This window comes from Wolbachia endosymbiont (group B) of Ischnura elegans (assembly GCF_947251585.1).
Lineage (GTDB): Bacteria > Pseudomonadota > Alphaproteobacteria > Rickettsiales > Anaplasmataceae > Wolbachia.
Genome location: NZ_OX366371.1, coordinates 482,621 through 499,914, shown reverse-complemented (window position 1 = coordinate 499,914; position 17,294 = coordinate 482,621). Strand labels below are relative to the sequence as shown.

Genomic DNA, 17,294 nt, shown 5'->3' with positions numbered 1-17,294 from the left:
AGGTTAATACTACCAAATAAAGATATACAAAATGTTTGCATTTTAGTTGAATATTTCTTCACAATTGTGTATAATTATTAATGCTTTCTAGGTTAATTTATCATGGCTTTTTCTAAATTTCTTGATGCACGCAATGATTATGCCTTTAAAAGAATATTTGGCACCGAGAAGAATAAAGATATTCTCATTCATTTCTTGAACGATATTTTAGGTTTTACTGGTTTAGCTGCTATTCACGATGTTGAATTCCTAGCTACCATTTTGGACCCTGAAATTGCCGCTAAAAGCAGAGTATTGTCGATGTTCTTTGTAAAGACTCTCAAGGTTCAAGATACATTATAGAGATGCAGTTCACTAAGACCAAGGGCTTCGAAAAACGTGCTCAATATTATGCTGCCAAAGCCTACTCAAATCAAGGTGATGATTATCATAACCTTAAAGAAATTATCTTTATTGCTGTTGCTGATTGTATTATTTTTCCAGATAAGGCTGAGTACAAATCTAATCACGTCATTTTAGATCAAAATAGCTTGGAACATGACTTAAAGGATTTTTACTTCGTATTCATAGAACTGCCAAAATTTACAAAGACAAAAGAAGATCAACTAGAAAATATAGTAGAAAAATGGTGTTACTTTTTTCGCTATGCAGGAGAAACAAGGGAAGAGGATCTAGATAAGATAGTTGGTAGTGACGTAATAATAAAACGAGCTTATGAAGAAATGAATAAGTTTAATTGGTCAGAAGAAGAGTTACTAGCATATGAACAAATGAAAAAACGCATAATGGATGAGGTAGCTGCTTTAGCTCAAAAATTTGATGAAGGTCTTAAAGTTGGTCAAGAACAAGGTAGACAAGAAGGCATCCAAATCGGCCATGAAAAAGGTAAAATTGAAGTTGCAAAAAACTCACTCAAGGCCGGTGTCTCTATAGATGTTATCGCTCAAATTACCGGTCTCTCTCATTCTGAAATTTTACAACTCAGGGAAAAAACATAAATACTACAACTTATTCATTTTACTTTTCAACATTTATGAAAATCTTTCCTAAGTTAGACATACCCCTTAATTAAGAGTCTAATGAACTGTCTAAAACAGCTATAAAGATTGCACATAGAATTATATAAATTACTATCATAACGTTACCCAAACTTCTATATCAAAGCTACGTGGTAACCGTTCACGCAATGGCGTCAACTTAAGAGCCTTCATTAGCAGACTCTCCTAAAGACATGATGGCGTTTAGGCTTATCAACTTTGTCCATTCACGGTATAAGAAAGTAGTTTACAAAAATTGCATAATTAGTATAAAAAACAATAAACTAGATAGATGAGGGGTTGATGATAGAGGTGCTACAAGAAAAGATTGTGGTATTGGAGTCAGAAGTTGGTACTCTGAAAGCAGAGAATGATAAGTTAAGGACAAAAATAATTGAGCTAGAGGATAAGCTGGGTTTAAATTCAAAAAATTCATCGCTGCCACCATCGCAAGATGTATATCGCAAAAAGACAAAAAAGAAGAGCGATAAAAAACCAGGCGGGCAGCCAGGACATGAAGCGCACAAGCGGGAATTGATGGTAGCAGATGAGGTGGTAAAATGTTCAATTGATACAATTTGCATGTGTGGAAGCCAAGTTATTTTAGAAGAAGAAACTGTGCATCAAAAGGTTGAATTGCCAAAAATTAAACCGATAGTGACTGAATATAGGCTACAAAAAGGCTACTGTAAGGCGTGTAAGAAAAGGATCTCAGCTAGTCTGCCTGAAGGTGTGACAAGGGATCTTTTAGGAGCTAATGCAAAAGCAGTAATTAGCAGTTTTAGTGGATTTTTTATCAATTCAAAAAGGGAAGTACAGCAAATTTTGAGCAGCATATTTAATCTGAATATAAGCCTAGGTTTGGTATCAAAGACCGAGGGTAGAGTATCAGAAAAATGTATATCTGAATACGAAAAAATAAGAGAAGAGCTACGGAAAAGCAAGTATTTACATATAGATGAAACAAGCCATAGGAACCAGGGAAAGAAAGGTTGGAGTTGGGTAGTAACGAATAAAACAGCAACACTTATGAAGTTAGTTGGATCTCGCGGAAAGAAGATATTAAAAGGGCTATTGCCAGAGTATGATGGAATAGTTATAAGCGATAGGTATGCTGCGTATAATTACTTTAATCGTGAAAACAGACAGATATGCTGGGCCCATTTAGCAAGGGACTTTGAAAGGTTTTTTTACAGTAAAAATGTTGAAGTGAGCAGAATTGGCGCAGCATTAAAATCGCTGAGCAACAGGGTATTTGTGGTAGATAGAGCACGTAAACAAAACCTGATAGACAATTTAAGATTTTTCCGGTTAATGAGGAAGATTCGAAAAAGGGTGAAACATTTTTTGCGAGAGATAACAAGGGTTGCAAAAGGAACTCAGGCCTCGAGAATGGCTGCCAATATACTACGTTCTGAAGATATGATGTGGAGATTCGTGCGCAATCCTGATCTGATCGAGACAACCAATAACCTTGCAGAACGTCAGGCTAGACGGTACGTCATTTATCGTAAAAATAGTTTTTTCACTTGGTCAGAACGTGGAGAAAAGTTCATTGAAAGAATGCTTTCGATATTTTTGACTGCACGTTTGAATGATCAGAATCCTGTCCAGAAACTACAGAATTTAGTCGCTATTCCTGCCTAATTGGGAATATTCCGTGAACGGTTACCGTATATAAGGGTGGAAAATGCAGTATACACATTATTTATGGAGGGATTATGAATTTATCAAATATTATTACTGGCATTGATATTAGCAAAAATAAACTAGATATCCATATTCATCCACTTGGACATCATAAAGTATTTGAAAATAACGTTCAAGCTATTGATCAAATAATCGACTTTTTGCGTTTACATAACGTAACCAAAGTTCGACTTGAAGCAACTGGTGGGTACGAAAAATTATGTGCTTATACTTTATTAAGCCATGGTTTTGAAGTATATGTCATTCAACCAAGATGGGTGAGAGATTATGCAAAAAGCCTTGGTATTGCTACTAAAACTGATAAAATAGACTGTAGCATCATCTCACGTTATGTTAGTAATACAGACATGCGTGTCACTCCTTTAAAAGTTAGTAGTATTGACTGTTTGAAGCAAAAATTATCTCGCAGGAATCAACTAGTAGAAATAGCAAAAATACAAAAAACCCAAGCTCATCAAGTAACCGATTTATCTATAATCAAACAAATGGAAGAGCTACTTGCAGTTTTACAAAATCAAATTCAAGTCTTAGAAGATGAGGTAATGGAATTAGTCGATAAAAATCAAGAGCTTAAAAAAAAGTACATGTCAATAACTAGTATACCTGGTGTAGGTGCAATAACAGCTATTACTTTTATTTGTTATCTACCCGAGCTTGGAACTCTCCAACATAAAGAAATATCCAGCCTTTCCGGAGTGGCTTTGTTGCATAGCTAGTGTTGGTTGAGGTTATTGTAAGGAGAAAAGCTTATGGTTACTAACGCATTTTGTTGTAAAATAGGCATTTTTCAAACAAGTATAACTTATGCCACAAAAAATGAGAGTAAGTAACCAAAGAGAATATAATGAGTTTCTAAAAAAAAGAGGAAATGTTTTTCATTTTGTTAATCAAGCCATAGAAAATTGGTATGAAAATAGTCCAAAAGTTGCAGGTGGCAATAACACTTATAGTGATAAAGTTGTAATTTTAATACACATAATAGTTCATCTTTTTAGAATTGGCTTGAGACAAGCTGTAGGTTTTGTAAAAGGTTATATGGTACAAATAGGCAAAAAACTTAAGATTATCAGCTATACACAAGCTTCCAGAAGATTTAAAAAGCTTAATTTGAAGATTGATGACCATAGAAGCAATAAAGATGATCTGGAAAATGTTGAAATTGCCGTAGATAGCACTAGAGTTAGTATCTACAATAATAACGGTGGGCATAGTAAGCTTAATATTCGAAAAAGAAAATACAGTGGTTATGGTCAAGTAAGAAAATTACATGTTATTTTAAACATAAATGATAAGAAAGCAATAAGCATGAACTACACTAGTGGTGTTGCTGTAGACTATTTGCCGGTCTGCGATATGTTAGAAGAAGTCAGTGATAAATATAACATTTGTTCTATTCGAGCAGATGCGGCTTATGATATAAAAAGTGTGTATAAAGAATGCAGAAAATACAATATTGTGCCTATTATTCGCCCTAGGAAGGATACTAAAATTTGTTTAGCTGACTACTTATCAGAAAGAAACAAGTATATTAGTAGAATTAGGTCATATGAGAATTATGAAGATGGTATTAATGAATGGAAGAAAAAAGTTAAGTATGGAGCACGGTCTTATATTGAAGTCTTTTTCTATAGGTTGAAGCAAATATTTGGGTTTGGCTTGAAAAATAAATCAGAGGTAAATCGTGAAAAAGAGCTGTTAATTAAGTGCTACTTACTGAACAAATTTACTGATATTGGTATGGCTAAATTTAAATTAGCTGCGTAAGTTCATTGTGATTTACATGCCTATCAGTGCTATGCAACAAAGCCTTCCGGAGTTGCACCTTTTAATCGAGATAGTGGTTTTAGTAAGGGAAAAAGGTGTATTCAGGGTGGTAGATCACAAATTAGAAAGGTTTTACATATGTGCATTCTTAGTGCGCAAAGGTACAATTCTTATATAAAAATCTTCTTTGATAGGCTATACAATCAATATAAAAAACCATATAAAGTTACCTCTACTGCTGCAATGAGAAAATTACTTATCCTTGCTAACTCTTTAGTAAGAGACGGTAGACTGTTTACTGAGGAGTATAGCCCTAAAACTGCTTCTATATAGCAATAGCATAGCTGTGAATAAGTACGCCCACACAAATTTTAAGTACTTATTCACAGCTACATCAATTTTTCTATTGACTTTTAACACAACTGCTACAATGTCCTCTTTGCAACCTGTACTCAGTTACAATTGGCTTAATTTCTGGCAACTCTGCCTTCTGATGAATAATTTCATCTTCTAAAGTAATCTTACCTCCACACATACAAATTGTATCAATTGTGCATCTCACTACCTCGTCTGCAGCCATTAATTCACGCTTATGCACCTTATGTCCTGGCTGACCTCCTGGTTTTTTATCACTTTTCTTTTTTGCTTTCTTACGATATATATCTCGTGATGGTGGCAGCGATGAATTTTGCGAATTTAAGCCCAATTTGTCTTCTAATTCAACTATTTTTGCTTTCAAGCTATCATTTTCTCTGATCAGTGCTTTTATTTCTTCCTTGAGATTAGCCTTTTCTGCTACAACCTTTTCTTGCAGCACTGTTGTCATTTACCCATTCCATATTTAGATTCCTATCTCTTTACACTTTTATACTTACTTTGTAAACCACCTTATCTCCGTGAACGGTTACCCTATAGGAGCATCAACCGAAAAGCCAAGCAGCATTGTAAATCCTGATGGTGCTTTTAACGTCTCGGCTCATCAAGTAGGTTGATTATTCTCCATACTCAAATCTCTGGCTAAAAATAACGAGCCACAAATTAGTATGGTTTTGACGTTTTGAATAGAGGCTTTTAGTATGTGATTTGATATTGCATCACCGATTGATTCACATTCAATAGCATTTACTCCTATATTATTAGCTCCTTCTCTGATTAAATCTGTACTTGTTGCTTTAGGTTCAGATTTAACACAAACGGCGCATAGTAGTTTGATGTATGGCTTTAAGTGCTCTAAGAACTCTGCGACGTTTCTGTGACGAGTGACACCAAAGATCATATAAACACCTTCAGCAAAATTGTCTTTTACCCACCTAGCTAACACTCTGGCACCATCATTGTTGTGTGCACCATCTAGAAATAATTGCCAATCTTTTGGTAATAAAGAAATTAAATTACCTTCTTTTATAGACTCTAGCCGTGCAGGCCAATAAGTGCTCTGTAAACCTGAAGCAATGTCCTCTTCTCCAATATCAAATCCATATTTTCCACTCAAAATGCTACATGCTGCAATGGCGTTTCCTGCATTGATTATTTGGTGTTCACCCTTTAAAGATGGCAAAGAAAATTCTATTGATTGAATAGCCGATTGAAAGACCATTCTGTTATTCTGTTTTTCGCAATTCCATTCAAGTCCTCCTCTATACAGAGGAGATTTCTTATTTATTGCATGATGCTCTAGCGTGTTCATTATAGATTTTTCTTGTGGTGCTATTACGCAAGGAACATTAGGTTTCATTACTCCAGCCTTTTCACCTGCTATGGTTTCTACGGTAGGACCAAGATATTCTGTATGGTCAAGGGCAATTGAAGTGATGATCGTTAGAATTGGATTATCTATAACATTTGTTGCATCAAGCCTTCCACCCAGACCCACTTCAACTAAAGTAATATCAGCTTTATGACGAGAAAAAGCTAAGAAGGCTGCAGTCGTTGCGGCTTCAAATAGAGTGATGGGTTGTTCTGCGACTGCTATACGGCATTCTTCTAGTGAGTTATGTAATTCACTATCATCGATATCATTGCCTGCAATAACTATTCTCTCATTAAAATTCACTAAATGTGGAGAAGTGTAGGTATGAACTTTATACCCTGCTGCTTGCATTATATATCTTATAAATGATAGTGTCGATCCTTTGCCATTAGTGCCAGCTATGTGAATTATTGGCGGTATTTTTTTCTCAGGATTGCCTAATCTATTGAGAGAGCTTTTTATGCGATCAAGAGAAAAATCCTTTGGTCTACTGCCAAGCGGCTTAGGCCAATGAGGCATGTATATCATAGATTATTGTTACATTTTAATTCATCTATTACACTTGCCATGCCGTGCGTGTCGATTTTTTCACTAAATTGAGAACGTTGATTAATAGCAATACTTATCCCACTCATTACAACATCGTTTATTAAGAAAGAATTGTCACTTTTAGTCACTTTAAAGTCAATGTTTGTAAATTCCTCATCACCATAAGAAAATCTTGTTCCTATCAGACAAGTTTCATCGTCAACTGCTTTTGTACTCATTATGATCATTTCACTATTATTTATGTATTTATACAAAATTTTAGCGCACAAGCGCGCGAGATATACTTCATATTCTTTTAGAAACTCTTCTTTTTCTTTCTGAGTAGATAAATTCCAATATTTCCCTATGACAAATCGAGATATTCCTTTGAGGTCAACATTATTCTGAATAATTTTCAGAAGTTCTTCTTGTACATGTTCTAGATTTTTTCTATTCCCTTTCATAGACGTGTTGTCTACTTGCTGCTTCATGGCAAGCACAAAAGTTTTGTGCCCTATACAATTCGCGTAAGCACTTGAGGAGATTACAATAAAAATGGTTAAGAACTTAATAAGATTCATAAGATATATTTATTAGCTATGATACTTAAAATGCAAAATTTAACAAAGGCAAAATAATGATCGCTAGTTTTAATATATCTATAGACATACTCTATATAAATAATCTATAATTAATTTAGGGGTCTGTGCTATGCGTTATGAGTTAAGTTAAATTTCCCGAGCGATAATTTCTGATCAAGGGAATTGCCTCTGTTAATTTCATTGAAATTAGTACGTGATGCCCACCTTAACTTTAGGTCTCAGGAATCTACTAAGACTGACGGTAGATATGGATCCCTTTTCCATTATTTAGGTTTATGTTACACCAATATAAAGAACAAGGTGTTTTTTTCTGTTCATCTCATGAGATATTTCAAGTTGTAATTGACGTTGAGAAGTATCCTGATTTTGTTCCTTGGTGCAAAGCTGTTTATATAAAAGAAAAAACTGATAGCCAAATGATTGTGGACCTCCTTGCAGCTTTTCATGGCATTAAAGGAAGTTACACATCAGAAGTGACCTTTCTTTCTCCAAATGGAGCAAATAAAAGTTGGATAAAAGCTGTGTCGTCAAATGGAATATTTAAACATTTATACAACGAATGGAAATTCACTCCTATAGATGAAAGTAAAACTATGGTAGAGTTCTATATAAAGTTTGAATTTAAATCCAATTTGTTTTCCGCCTTATTAAACTCAGTTTATAAATACACACAAAGTAAAATAATTGCTGCATTTAAAGACAGAGTAGAAAGTGTTGCCGAGAAAAAGTTATCTTGACATTATTTATATAAATGCATAAATTCTTTAATAAGTTAAGTGTTTCCATTGTAATGATTTTTAGATTATTGTTCTTACTTATTTTTATAAGTGTTAGTTCTTATGCAGCTATTGAACAAAACTTACCCAACACTCAAAAAACTGATGAAATAACATCAAAAGAACTACTGTCACTACTGCCTGATGATAAATTATTAGGTGATCCAAAAGCACCAATTTTAATGATAGAATATGCTTCGCTCACTTGTTATCACTGTTCTCTTTTTCATAAGAAAGTTTTTCCTAAAATCAAAGAGAAGTACATAGATACAGGTAAGATGTTATACATATTCCGTCATTTTCCTCTAGATTACAGAGGATTAAAAGCTGCAATGCTAAGTTATTGCTATGAAAAAGAAGAAGACTATTTTAATTTTAACAAAGCTTTGTTTAATGCAATAGACTCGTGGAACTACTCTAATTTTAGTGATTTAACTATACTACAAAAAATTGCTGCACTAAGCAATTTGAAGCAAGATGTATTTAACCAATGCATTAATGATAAAAAGATGATGGACAAAATTATAAATGATAAATCACTTGCAATTAATAAACTTGATATCACAGCTACTCCTGTATTCATCATCAAGCTTAACGATGACAAATCATACGTAGAGAATGGTAAAATCAAACATGAAGGATATAGAGAGCTGGAATATTTCACTAATGTAATAGATGAGTTATATGGAAAAGCTATAGTGAAGTAATAACACTTTAGCTTACCATATAAAAACCCTATGCTGAATCAGTATTTTTTGATACTGTTTGTTGCTTTTTACGCTCAAACTCTCTTTTTTTACTGTGCCAAGCATAATAATACATAGCAATTTTATTCTCTATTAATACTATCGTTCCATCATAAAATTGGACCATATCCATAACTTTTTTCTGAGCTTCGTTAAAGCGTTCTTTGTACTTCTCGCGATAAGCTGGATTGTGCAGTAATTTCACTCCTTCATTATTATTAGATTTCTTGCTTAACGTTTCAACTTCGTTAGCAATGTTATAAGACATATAACCCCCTCTAATTGATTATAAAAATTACATTTTAAGAGAGATGTAAATAAACGATCCCTTAATTCTAGTATAACAATTGGTTATTATACTAGTTAACCATAGTAAAATATATAATAATCTTTGTCACTTAAAATTTTACTTTATAAAATAACAACTTAAAATAAAAAAATTTTATTATTCTTAACTCTATTGTTATATTTATAAATCTTATATAGATTAAACCTCCTTAGTTTATATTATAAAACTTAATGCGTCATAACTTTAGCAGAAAATCGTTGTACGTAAGAAGCTTATTTGCAAAAGAGTATAAAAAAATAGAAGAACATTGTACTCTTGATAAGAAACAACGTATTCAAATCACTCCTGAAGAAGGAAAATTATTAAATTTATTTATCAAAATCCATAAAGTTAAAAGCATAGTTGAAATTGGCACGTTATATGGTTATTCGTCAATTTGTATGGTAAAAGCTTTACCGAAAGATGGTCATATATATACAATAGAAAATAATCCTCAACACTCAAGAATAGCAAAAAAAAATTTTAGTGCTTTTAATCTAAGTGATAAAATTACTCTAATAGAAGGTGATGCACTGGAAAAAATTAATGAATTATCAGCAAAGGCACCATTTGACATGATATTCATCGATGCTGACAAAAGTAGTTATCCTAAGTATTTAGATTGGGCAGAGTCATACATTAAACAAGATGGGCTAATCGTTGCAGATAACACTCTATTATTTGATACAGTATTTTTAGAATCTCCTCCAAAAGAAGTATCAGAAAAGTCATGGCGTGCTATGAGAGAGTTTAACGATAGATTGTCAGATGAAAAAAAATATTTCTCCATATTGATTCCTACTGACGAAGGAATGACTGTAGCTTTAAAACTCACGCAAGTTAAAAATCAAGGTCAGCGTAATGTCTAGGGGGAGTTAAGCCAAAAACTCTCTCTAATAATATTTCGCGAAAACAAGGCCTTGATTTAACAATGGAGTACCATTCTTTTAAAATCTTACTTTTTTCCCATGGGAAACTATTTACGTAGTCTATTATAGAAATATGTGATGCTAAAGTAATATCGGCTAAAGTGAACTTATCGGTTGCAAGCCAAACGTTCTTGTTAATTAAGTGTTCGATGTATTCCATATGGCAAGGCAGGTTATTCTGAGCTGCATGAAGAAATCTAGAGTCAGGGCTGCGGTTAGTAATTACTTTTTCATTCATAATATACTTAGTAACTTCATTGTAAAATTTGCTATCGAACCAATTGATTAAAGCGCGTATTTTAGACTTAATAATAGTGGATGAACCAAGTAATTTGACGTCGCTATTGTAAGTCTCTTCTATATATTCTACAAATGGCATTACTATCCGCTATTACAAAGTTATTATCTATTAATACTGGTACTTGTCCGATTGGATTGATCTCCATGAATTCATTCCGCTTTTCCCATGGATTTTCATATACCAAATCACAACTCAGCTTTTTTTCCTTGAGAAGAGCTCTAACTTTTCGTGAAAACGGACAAAGAGGAAAATGATATAAAATCATAATATTCCTCTTTTGTTATTCCAATACCTATATGTTGTCATTCCAGTACGTGACATTGGAATCCAGCTTATTTCATTATGTTTAACATATACTCCTAGAATCCATTGTCCATTGTATAATTTCCAAATATTTTTATACTTGAATCCCAGTACAACTGTACGAACATTGTAGTCTGAGAGCAATCCCCACCGGAAGGGTGTCATCCCAGTGCGTGACACTGGGATGGCTTTGTTGCATCGCTCAAGTGAAAAGAACTGGCAGTTACTGACAAAATTCATTATAAAACAGCCATTTAACTGTTGAAGAAAAAATATGCCACAAAAAATGAGAGTCAGTAACTGCCATGAATATAACAAATTTCTCCAAGAAAGAGGAAGCATTTTTTGTTATATCAATGACGCCATAGAAAATTGGTACGAGAATTGTCCAAAAATGCAGGGCGGCAACTATATTTATAGTGATAAAGTTGTGATTTTAGTGCATATATCGTCAGTTTCTTTAGAATTGGTTTAAGACAAACAGTCGGGTTTATAAAAGGGTATTTGCAACAAAAATGAATTTTGTCAGTATAGCCCTCCTCATAATAGTCCAAAAAGAGTAAGATATGGATTGATAGTAGTGGAAGGTAAGGATGCCAGTAGCATATAGTTATGACTTAAGAAAAAAGGTAATGGAAGCATTGGATGAAGGAGAGAGTGGAGAAACTGTTGCCAAGAGATTTAAGATCGGAAAAACAACTTTATATGAGTGGAAGAAAAGACGTGAGAAAACGGGAGATTTTCAGTCAAAAAAGCCTGGAAGCGTGGCATAAAATTACCGACTGGAATGCATTTGCCGAATTTGCAAATGAGCAAGGTGGCAAAACTCAGTCAGAGATGCTGGGGCAATATTAGTAGACAAACAATTCATCGAGCACTTAAAAATATAGGATTCACAAGAAAAAAAAGACCTACGGATATAAAGAAAGAAATGAAGAAAAGCGAGCTCAATTTTCAAAGGTTATAGCAACAAAAGAACCTAAAGAATTAGTGTATATAGATGAGTCTGGCATTGATAACACTGAACCTATGGGTATTGCCAGAAAGGACAGCGGTTTTATGCCCTAAAATCTGGGAAGAAAACTCAACGAATTAGCATGGTTGCAGCCTTAAGTGGAAGAAAAATAATTGCTCCGTTAACCTTTGAAGGCCACTGCAATATGGATATCTTTAATAAATGGTTTGAGCAGTTTCTGACACCGATTTTGGAACCTGGACAAACTGTTATCCTTGATAATGCTACTTTTCATAAGTCTAATAAGATTTGCTAAAGGAGTTGGTGCAGAAATTTTATATCTTCCTCCATATTCTCCAGATTTTAACAAAATTGAGCATCATTGGTTTGCTATAAAAAACAGAGCTAGGAAAAACATCCCTCTATTCACATCTTTTCGTCATGCTGTTGATTCCGCTTTTCTATAAGCTTTTCGGACTATTATGAAAAGAGCTATATTAAGCTATATAACTCAAAATCTTGATAAAATGCAGAAAAGTTTTTTTAATTTCAGCTCCATCCTCGAAGAGTTAGAAAATAACTTTAAGCAAGTTAGTCAGAATTTTTCTGACGCAAAGGAACAAGTTTTAAATTTAGCTGTCAACTCTGAAAATTTGGCAGGCAAGTTTCTTAATTATCACCCGAATATGTGCATAGTATAAAATTAGCTTGATAGACTTCAAGAGCTTTGCCTATGAAGTCAGTGTGCTTCTTGAAATGCAATATACTTTTATTACTTTAATTATGAAAATCCGTTAAGCCTTCTTGCCAATTACTACAATATTTTCACTTGGAAAAAAGTAGTCAGGTATAGCCATGTTCTTTGGTGCAGGACCGCCAATTACTCGGCCTGATGTGTCATAATATGAACCGTGACAAGGGCAGAACCAACCGTTGCCGTCTTTTGTAGCGTGATCAACTGGTACACATCCAAGATGGGTGCATATTCCAATCATAATTAACCATTCATCTTTTCCTTTGTATACTCTTTTTTCATCTGATTCAGGATCTCTCAAATTTTCTGCATTTATGGCTCTTGCAGCCTCAATCTCTTGTTTTGTGCGCTTGCGGATAAATACTGGCTTACCTTGCCATTTTACCTTTTTTCCTTGTCCTTCTTGAATATCAGATAGATTAACCTCAACCGTAGACATCGCTAAAACCTCAGCAGAAGGATTCATAGACTTAACCAATGGCCAAAGACCGCTTGCAGCTCCTATACCTGCCATGGCACACGTAGTTAATGTGATAAAATCTCTTCTACTCTTATTTTTGGCAAAATCTTTAACAAGAGATGTTTTTTTATTCTTCTCATTCGTCAATGATTTTTTATTTTTAGTTAACTTCTTATTCATCAATCTCTACTTGAACATAGACATATATTTTAATTTAAATATTATAGATTAATCAATAGAAATTTGCACTATTTGTTTAACCTTTGCTATACAGTTAAGAAGAAACAGAGTTGTCAATTTCGGAAATACTATCTTCAGTGGAATCGGGATCCTCAATTTTCGCTACTGACACCACCTTTTCTCTACTCTCTGTTTTAAACAGAGTGACTCCTTGAGTGCTACGTCCTGCAATTCTGATATCATTTACTGAAATACGAATTAACTTTCCTTTATCTGTAATAAGCATGATATTATCACCCTGTTCAACTGGAAAGCTAGCAACAACATTACCGTTTCTGTCGGTAGTAAGGATATTTGTAATACCAACACCACCTCTATTTGTTACCCTATACTCGTACGCAGAAGTTCTTTTACCAAAGCCATTTTCAGTAATAGTTAATATGAACTCCTCATTCATTGCAAGTTTTAAGAACAGTTTGTTATCTATTCCTAAATCATTCAAAGTCTTTTCCAATTTAGAATCAATGGAGTTATTAATTGCAGTCCCCAGTCTTTTTGCAAGTGGAACTTTTAAGTAAAGTTCTTTTGTTTCTGTTGCTACACCTATCCCATTTAATATGGTCATAGATATCACGCTGTCATTCTTTGCAAGTTTGATACCTCTTACGCCATCTGAATTGCGACTTTTAAATTGACGCACATCACTTACAACAAATCTGATACTTTTGCCGAATCTTGTTGAAAGAAAAACATGATCAATTTCATTGCATACTTTAACTGATATTAACTTATCTCCTTCATCGAGCTTGATTGCTATTTTTCCATTGCTTGGAATATAGTGAAAATCTGCTAAAGAGTTGCGCCTTATGTTCCCATGAGCAGTAGCAAAAACTATGTTTTGATTTTCGTCATTTTCACTTGGTAATGGCATTATATTAGTTATAGTTTCACCATCGCTAAGCGGGAATATATTAACAAGTGCTCTTCCACGTGCAGTTGGCTCTGCAATAGGTAACTTATAAACTTTTAATCTATAAACTCGGCCAATATTAGAAAAGAATAAAAGGCTAGTGTGGGTATTCCCAACAAATAATTTTGTGGTTACATCCTCTTCTTTTAATCCTTGTCCTAGCTTTCCTTTTCCACCACGACGCTGAGTTCTATAATGAGAAAGCTTCACACGCTTGATATAACCATTCATAGTTACGGTTATCACCATATCCTCTTGTGGAATTAGATCTTCAGCTTCAATGTCCGTATCTGATTCCTCTATTGAAGTTTTTCGCGGCACAGTAAATCTATTCTTTATTTCTTGTAGATTGTTTTTTATTTCTTTCATCAACTTCTCTCCTGAGCCAAGAAAAGCGATATATTCTTTTATCAGGTTGATCATTGAACTTAGCTCAGCTTCTAATTTGTCTTTTTCAAGGCCTGTTAAACGTTGCAATTTCATGTCAAGAATAGCTTTCGTTTGCAGCTCAGTTAATCTATACACTCCGTCTTTCAAAAAGCTTGTGCTGTCTGAGATTAATCCAATAATTGTGTTTATCTCAGCTGAAGTTTTCCATTCTTTATTTAAAAGTTCTCTACTTGCTTCCGCAGGATCTTTTGCACCACGGATGATTTTTATCACTTCATCTATGCTCAAGACCGCAATGTAGAGCCCTATATATATATGAGCTTTTTCCCTCGTTTTTCTTAGACGAAACTCTGTTCTCCTGATTAATACTTCTTTTCTAAAATCAATAAAAGCAGCTATAATTTCTTTCAACGACATCAAAGCAGGCCTGTTGTTGTTGAGGACTAAAGTGTTAACACTAAAACTACTTCTTAGTGGAGTTAGTCCCAATATTTGATTAAGTATAAAACTTGCTTCAGCATTTCTTCTGAGGTCAATTACTACCCTAATACCAGACTTATCAGATTCATCCCTAATTTCTGTTATGCCATCAATTCTTTTTTCTTTTACAAGCTCACCTATCTTCTCAATTAATTTTACTTTATTTACCTGGTAAGGTATTTCATCAATCACTATTGCTTGCCTATCTTGTGACAGGTCTTCCATGTGAGTCTTGCCTTGCACAACAATTGATCCACGACCCGTTGCAAATGCTGATCTTATTCCAGACCTTCCAAGAATCGTTCCCCCAGTTGGGAAATCCGGTCCTGGCATCACTTCAAGTAACTCATCCAAAGTAACTTCAGGATTATCTATATATAACATACAAGCATCTATTATTTCTCCAAGGTTGTGAGAAGGAATATTGGTTGCCATACCAACTGCAACACCGCTTGCACCATTTACCAATAGATTCGGAAATTCTGCAGGCAGTACAACAGGCTCTGTTTCATTTCCATCATAGTTTGGCCTAAAATCAACTGTATCTTCGTCAATATCATTTAGTAAAAAATGCGACACTCTGTGGAGCCTTGCTTCTGTATATCGCATTGAAGCTGGCGGATCTCCATCTATCGAACCAAAGTTACCTTGCCCATCAATAAGTGGTAAAAGAAGAGAAAAATCTTGAGCCATCCTGACCAAGGAGTCATAGATAGCCATGTCACCATGTGGGTGATATTTTCCCATTACATCCCCGACTATACGAGCTGCTTTTTTATACGGTTTACCGGCATCGAACCCAGCCCTCGACATTGCGTATAATATGCGCCTATGAACAGGTTTAAATCCATCTCGCACATCAGGTATAGCTCGACTTATGATCACACTCATTGCGTAGGAGAGATAAGAATCCTCTAGCTCTTTCACTATTGAAACTGGTACTATGTTGTCTTGCATTTTCTATACTTTGATTGAAATAATTGTAATATTAATATTCAACTAGGCTAATGGGCAATGACAGACTTGAACTGCCGACCTCCTCGGTGTAAACGAGATGCTCTACCAGCTGAGCTAATTGCCCCTCTAGATATAATTCTATAGTTCAATGTTGTTGTTGTAAACAAAAATAGCGATACAAGCAACTCTTATGGAATCGCTGGGTGCGCACTATGGAGTTGTATAAATTTTAGCCTTGCTGCTACCTTGTATAAAGGTATTCTTTCACTTGCATTTTTTGACATGTTCAACAACTTTGAATAACATGCTGTGGCATTTTTAAAATCTGAGAGCTTATCTAGAATAACAGCTAAATTATAGGTATAAAAAATATTGTTTTGATCTAAAGAAATTGCTGCTTTCATATATTCTTTAGCTTTTACGTAATCCCCTTTTTTCATATAGATCAAACCTAAATTTGCTGATAAAGGGGCGCTATTTCTGAGTGTATCATACAATTTCAACATTTCACTCAATGCTAAATTAGGATCATATTGTGAGATTATCGTCAGAAAATTCTTTAATACATAAGGGTTGCTAGGATATTCTTTTAACAGTCTTGTGTAAATCTCTACAGCTTTTTTAAATTCTTTGTTAGCGTAATAGATATTCCCTAGTCCAATTAAAGCACTTTCATGATAAGGAAATTTTGCGATAATCTGATTGAGGAGAGAAGTAGCTGTTTCACTATCTCCTAACTCAAAGGAATCTTTTGCTTTTTTTAAAATAGAGTATATGTCAAAATTCTTGCCAGAATTCTGCGAAATTTTGATATTAAATTTGTCACTTTTTCTCTCGATAACATCAAGATCTTTATATTTTTTATCAGCTTTTATATGCTTGACAACACTATCAAAGACCTTCTGTATCTCCAAATTTTCACTAGCATAGGTAACAGAAGACCTCCATAAAATCACAACGCAAATTAACATGCAGACAAACATAGATCCTAGTGTTGTGGCATTGGCTGCAGCGCGTAACCAGTAAATCTTATTTCTTTGAACTATACGCAACACATTACAAATTCATAAATGCTAAATTACTTATCTAATATAATAATAAAGATATTATTAATTGGCAGATACTATTTAGAATGAGTTAAAAGAGCACTTCTACACATTCCATATGGTTGCCAATTACACTCCTCACATGCGTAGTCAAATTTCTCTAAAGACATTTTCTTTCTAATTCTTTTTACTGCTTTACTCCAGGTCAAAATCTCGCCAATTTTTATTCCTAAAATTTCCATATGCCTTCTATCTAGCTCTAAAACTTTAGCTTGTGTGGTACATTTACCTTGTTTAGTCTGGTTGGCTTTGTTGCATAGCACTGATA

At 34.1% G+C, this 17,294-nt stretch carries 14 protein-coding genes, 1 tRNA gene, 1 other RNA gene and 6 pseudogenes; 12 read left to right on the top strand and 10 right to left on the bottom strand.

Features of this window, described 5'->3' with window-relative positions:
• Positions 1 to 102 precede the first annotated feature (102 nt).
• The 5 genes and pseudogenes from OPR58_RS02525 to OPR58_RS02505 all read left to right on the top strand — a co-directional run.
• Positions 103 to 998: pseudogene (locus OPR58_RS02525) on the top strand (Rpn family recombination-promoting nuclease/putative transposase).
• A gap of 342 nt (positions 999 to 1,340) precedes the next feature.
• Complete coding sequence (gene tnpC / locus OPR58_RS02520; protein ID WP_265022247.1) at positions 1,341 to 2,684, top strand: IS66 family transposase; 1,344 nt, start codon at positions 1,341 to 1,343, stop codon at positions 2,682 to 2,684.
• A 74-nt stretch (positions 2,685 to 2,758) separates the two neighbouring features.
• Positions 2,759 to 3,463 (top strand): IS110 family transposase, encoded by a 705-nt coding sequence (locus OPR58_RS02515; protein WP_265022929.1) that lies wholly within the window; start codon positions 2,759 to 2,761, stop codon positions 3,461 to 3,463.
• A gap of 88 nt (positions 3,464 to 3,551) precedes the next feature.
• Entirely contained in the window at positions 3,552 to 4,511 is a 960-nt protein-coding gene (locus OPR58_RS02510) for an IS5 family transposase (RefSeq protein WP_265022212.1), read from the top strand.
• A gap of 45 nt (positions 4,512 to 4,556) precedes the next feature.
• Positions 4,557 to 4,844, top strand: a pseudogene (locus tag OPR58_RS02505) (transposase); the annotation flags it as partial.
• A 70-nt stretch (positions 4,845 to 4,914) separates the two neighbouring features.
• On the opposite strand, the gene OPR58_RS02500 reads toward OPR58_RS02505, so the two are convergent.
• The 3 genes from OPR58_RS02500 to OPR58_RS02490 form a co-directional block, all read right to left on the bottom strand.
• Complete coding sequence (locus tag OPR58_RS02500) at positions 4,915 to 5,337, bottom strand: DUF6444 domain-containing protein (protein ID WP_265022588.1); 423 nt, start codon at positions 5,335 to 5,337, stop codon at positions 4,915 to 4,917.
• Between the two features lie 153 nt (positions 5,338 to 5,490).
• Positions 5,491 to 6,789 (bottom strand): bifunctional folylpolyglutamate synthase/dihydrofolate synthase, encoded by a 1,299-nt coding sequence (locus tag OPR58_RS02495; protein ID WP_265022928.1) that lies wholly within the window; start codon positions 6,787 to 6,789, stop codon positions 5,491 to 5,493.
• Complete coding sequence (locus OPR58_RS02490; protein ID WP_010403914.1) at positions 6,786 to 7,370, bottom strand: MlaC/ttg2D family ABC transporter substrate-binding protein; 585 nt, start codon at positions 7,368 to 7,370, stop codon at positions 6,786 to 6,788. The genes OPR58_RS02495 and OPR58_RS02490 overlap by 4 nt, the downstream gene beginning before the upstream one ends.
• A gap of 117 nt (positions 7,371 to 7,487) precedes the next feature.
• On the opposite strand from OPR58_RS02490, the gene ssrS reads away from it, so the two are divergent.
• The 3 genes from ssrS to OPR58_RS02475 all read left to right on the top strand — a co-directional run bounded on the left by ssrS (position 7,488) and on the right by OPR58_RS02475 (position 8,874).
• A non-coding RNA gene (ssrS, locus tag OPR58_RS02485) (6S RNA) lies at positions 7,488 to 7,649 on the top strand.
• 17 nt (positions 7,650 to 7,666) lie between these two features.
• Complete coding sequence (locus OPR58_RS02480) at positions 7,667 to 8,128, top strand: type II toxin-antitoxin system RatA family toxin (protein ID WP_006013504.1); 462 nt, start codon at positions 7,667 to 7,669, stop codon at positions 8,126 to 8,128.
• A gap of 14 nt (positions 8,129 to 8,142) precedes the next feature.
• A complete protein-coding gene (locus OPR58_RS02475; protein WP_265022927.1) occupies positions 8,143 to 8,874 on the top strand; it encodes a DsbA family protein in 732 nt (243 codons plus the stop codon).
• Between the two features lie 28 nt (positions 8,875 to 8,902).
• Here OPR58_RS02475 and OPR58_RS02470 read toward each other — a convergent pair whose 3' ends face one another.
• Positions 8,903 to 9,181, bottom strand: coding sequence for a DUF2671 domain-containing protein (locus OPR58_RS02470; protein WP_010403908.1), 279 nt, complete (start codon positions 9,179 to 9,181; stop codon positions 8,903 to 8,905).
• A 251-nt stretch (positions 9,182 to 9,432) separates the two neighbouring features.
• Between OPR58_RS02470 and OPR58_RS02465 the strand changes: the two genes are divergently transcribed.
• Positions 9,433 to 10,110 (top strand): O-methyltransferase, encoded by a 678-nt coding sequence (locus OPR58_RS02465; protein ID WP_265022926.1) that lies wholly within the window; start codon positions 9,433 to 9,435, stop codon positions 10,108 to 10,110.
• Here the strand turns inward: OPR58_RS02465 and OPR58_RS02460 are convergent.
• A pseudogene (locus OPR58_RS02460) lies at positions 10,082 to 10,736 on the bottom strand (glutathione S-transferase family protein). The gene OPR58_RS02465 and the pseudogene OPR58_RS02460 sit on opposite strands and share 29 nt — an antisense overlap.
• A 312-nt stretch (positions 10,737 to 11,048) precedes the next feature.
• Between OPR58_RS02460 and OPR58_RS02455 the strand changes: the two are divergent.
• The 3 genes and pseudogenes from OPR58_RS02455 to OPR58_RS02445 all read left to right on the top strand — a co-directional run.
• Positions 11,049 to 11,287 (top strand): annotated as a pseudogene (locus tag OPR58_RS02455) (transposase); the annotation flags it as partial.
• An 80-nt stretch (positions 11,288 to 11,367) separates the two neighbouring features.
• Positions 11,368 to 12,196: pseudogene (locus OPR58_RS02450) on the top strand (IS630 family transposase).
• A 15-nt stretch (positions 12,197 to 12,211) separates the two neighbouring features.
• On the top strand, positions 12,212 to 12,430 hold the full coding sequence (locus OPR58_RS02445; RefSeq protein ID WP_010403945.1) for a hypothetical protein: 219 nt from the start codon (positions 12,212 to 12,214) through the stop codon (positions 12,428 to 12,430).
• 93 nt (positions 12,431 to 12,523) lie between these two features.
• Here OPR58_RS02445 and petA read toward each other — a convergent pair whose 3' ends face one another.
• From petA to OPR58_RS02420, 5 genes and pseudogenes are all read right to left on the bottom strand, one after another.
• Entirely contained in the window at positions 12,524 to 13,123 is a 600-nt protein-coding gene (petA, locus tag OPR58_RS02440; protein ID WP_265022924.1) for a ubiquinol-cytochrome c reductase iron-sulfur subunit, read from the bottom strand.
• A 94-nt stretch (positions 13,124 to 13,217) separates the two neighbouring features.
• Positions 13,218 to 15,920, bottom strand: coding sequence for a DNA topoisomerase (ATP-hydrolyzing) subunit A (gene gyrA / locus OPR58_RS02435; protein WP_010403949.1), 2,703 nt, complete (start codon positions 15,918 to 15,920; stop codon positions 13,218 to 13,220).
• A gap of 51 nt (positions 15,921 to 15,971) precedes the next feature.
• Positions 15,972 to 16,044: transfer RNA gene (locus OPR58_RS02430), tRNA-Val, on the bottom strand.
• A gap of 64 nt (positions 16,045 to 16,108) precedes the next feature.
• Entirely contained in the window at positions 16,109 to 16,975 is an 867-nt protein-coding gene (locus OPR58_RS02425) for a tetratricopeptide repeat protein (RefSeq protein ID WP_010403952.1), read from the bottom strand.
• 68 nt (positions 16,976 to 17,043) lie between these two features.
• A pseudogene (locus tag OPR58_RS02420) lies at positions 17,044 to 17,274 on the bottom strand (DUF1284 domain-containing protein); the annotation flags it as partial.
• Positions 17,275 to 17,294: the final 20 nt, after the last annotated feature.

What these genes read in the sequence shown, in the direction of transcription:
- OPR58_RS02465 (WP_265022926.1), top strand. Translation starts at nt 9,433, where the DNA reads ATGCGTCATAACTTTAGCAGAAAATCGTTGTACGTAAGAAGCTTATTT.
- OPR58_RS02480 (WP_006013504.1), top strand. Translation starts at nt 7,667, where the DNA reads ATGTTACACCAATATAAAGAACAAGGTGTTTTTTTCTGTTCATCTCAT.
- petA (WP_265022924.1), bottom strand. Translation starts at nt 13,123, where the DNA reads ATGAATAAGAAGTTAACTAAAAATAAAAAATCATTGACGAATGAGAAG.
- OPR58_RS02495 (WP_265022928.1), bottom strand. Translation starts at nt 6,789, where the DNA reads ATGATATACATGCCTCATTGGCCTAAGCCGCTTGGCAGTAGACCAAAG.
- gyrA (WP_010403949.1), bottom strand. Translation starts at nt 15,920, where the DNA reads ATGCAAGACAACATAGTACCAGTTTCAATAGTGAAAGAGCTAGAGGAT.
- OPR58_RS02510 (WP_265022212.1), top strand. Translation starts at nt 3,552, where the DNA reads ATGCCACAAAAAATGAGAGTAAGTAACCAAAGAGAATATAATGAGTTT.
- tnpC (WP_265022247.1), top strand. Translation starts at nt 1,341, where the DNA reads ATGATAGAGGTGCTACAAGAAAAGATTGTGGTATTGGAGTCAGAAGTT.
- OPR58_RS02500 (WP_265022588.1), bottom strand. Translation starts at nt 5,337, where the DNA reads ATGACAACAGTGCTGCAAGAAAAGGTTGTAGCAGAAAAGGCTAATCTC.
- OPR58_RS02475 (WP_265022927.1), top strand. Translation starts at nt 8,143, where the DNA reads ATGCATAAATTCTTTAATAAGTTAAGTGTTTCCATTGTAATGATTTTT.
- OPR58_RS02490 (WP_010403914.1), bottom strand. Translation starts at nt 7,370, where the DNA reads ATGAATCTTATTAAGTTCTTAACCATTTTTATTGTAATCTCCTCAAGT.
- OPR58_RS02515 (WP_265022929.1), top strand. Translation starts at nt 2,759, where the DNA reads ATGAATTTATCAAATATTATTACTGGCATTGATATTAGCAAAAATAAA.
- OPR58_RS02470 (WP_010403908.1), bottom strand. Translation starts at nt 9,181, where the DNA reads ATGTCTTATAACATTGCTAACGAAGTTGAAACGTTAAGCAAGAAATCT.
- OPR58_RS02445 (WP_010403945.1), top strand. Translation starts at nt 12,212, where the DNA reads ATGAAAAGAGCTATATTAAGCTATATAACTCAAAATCTTGATAAAATG.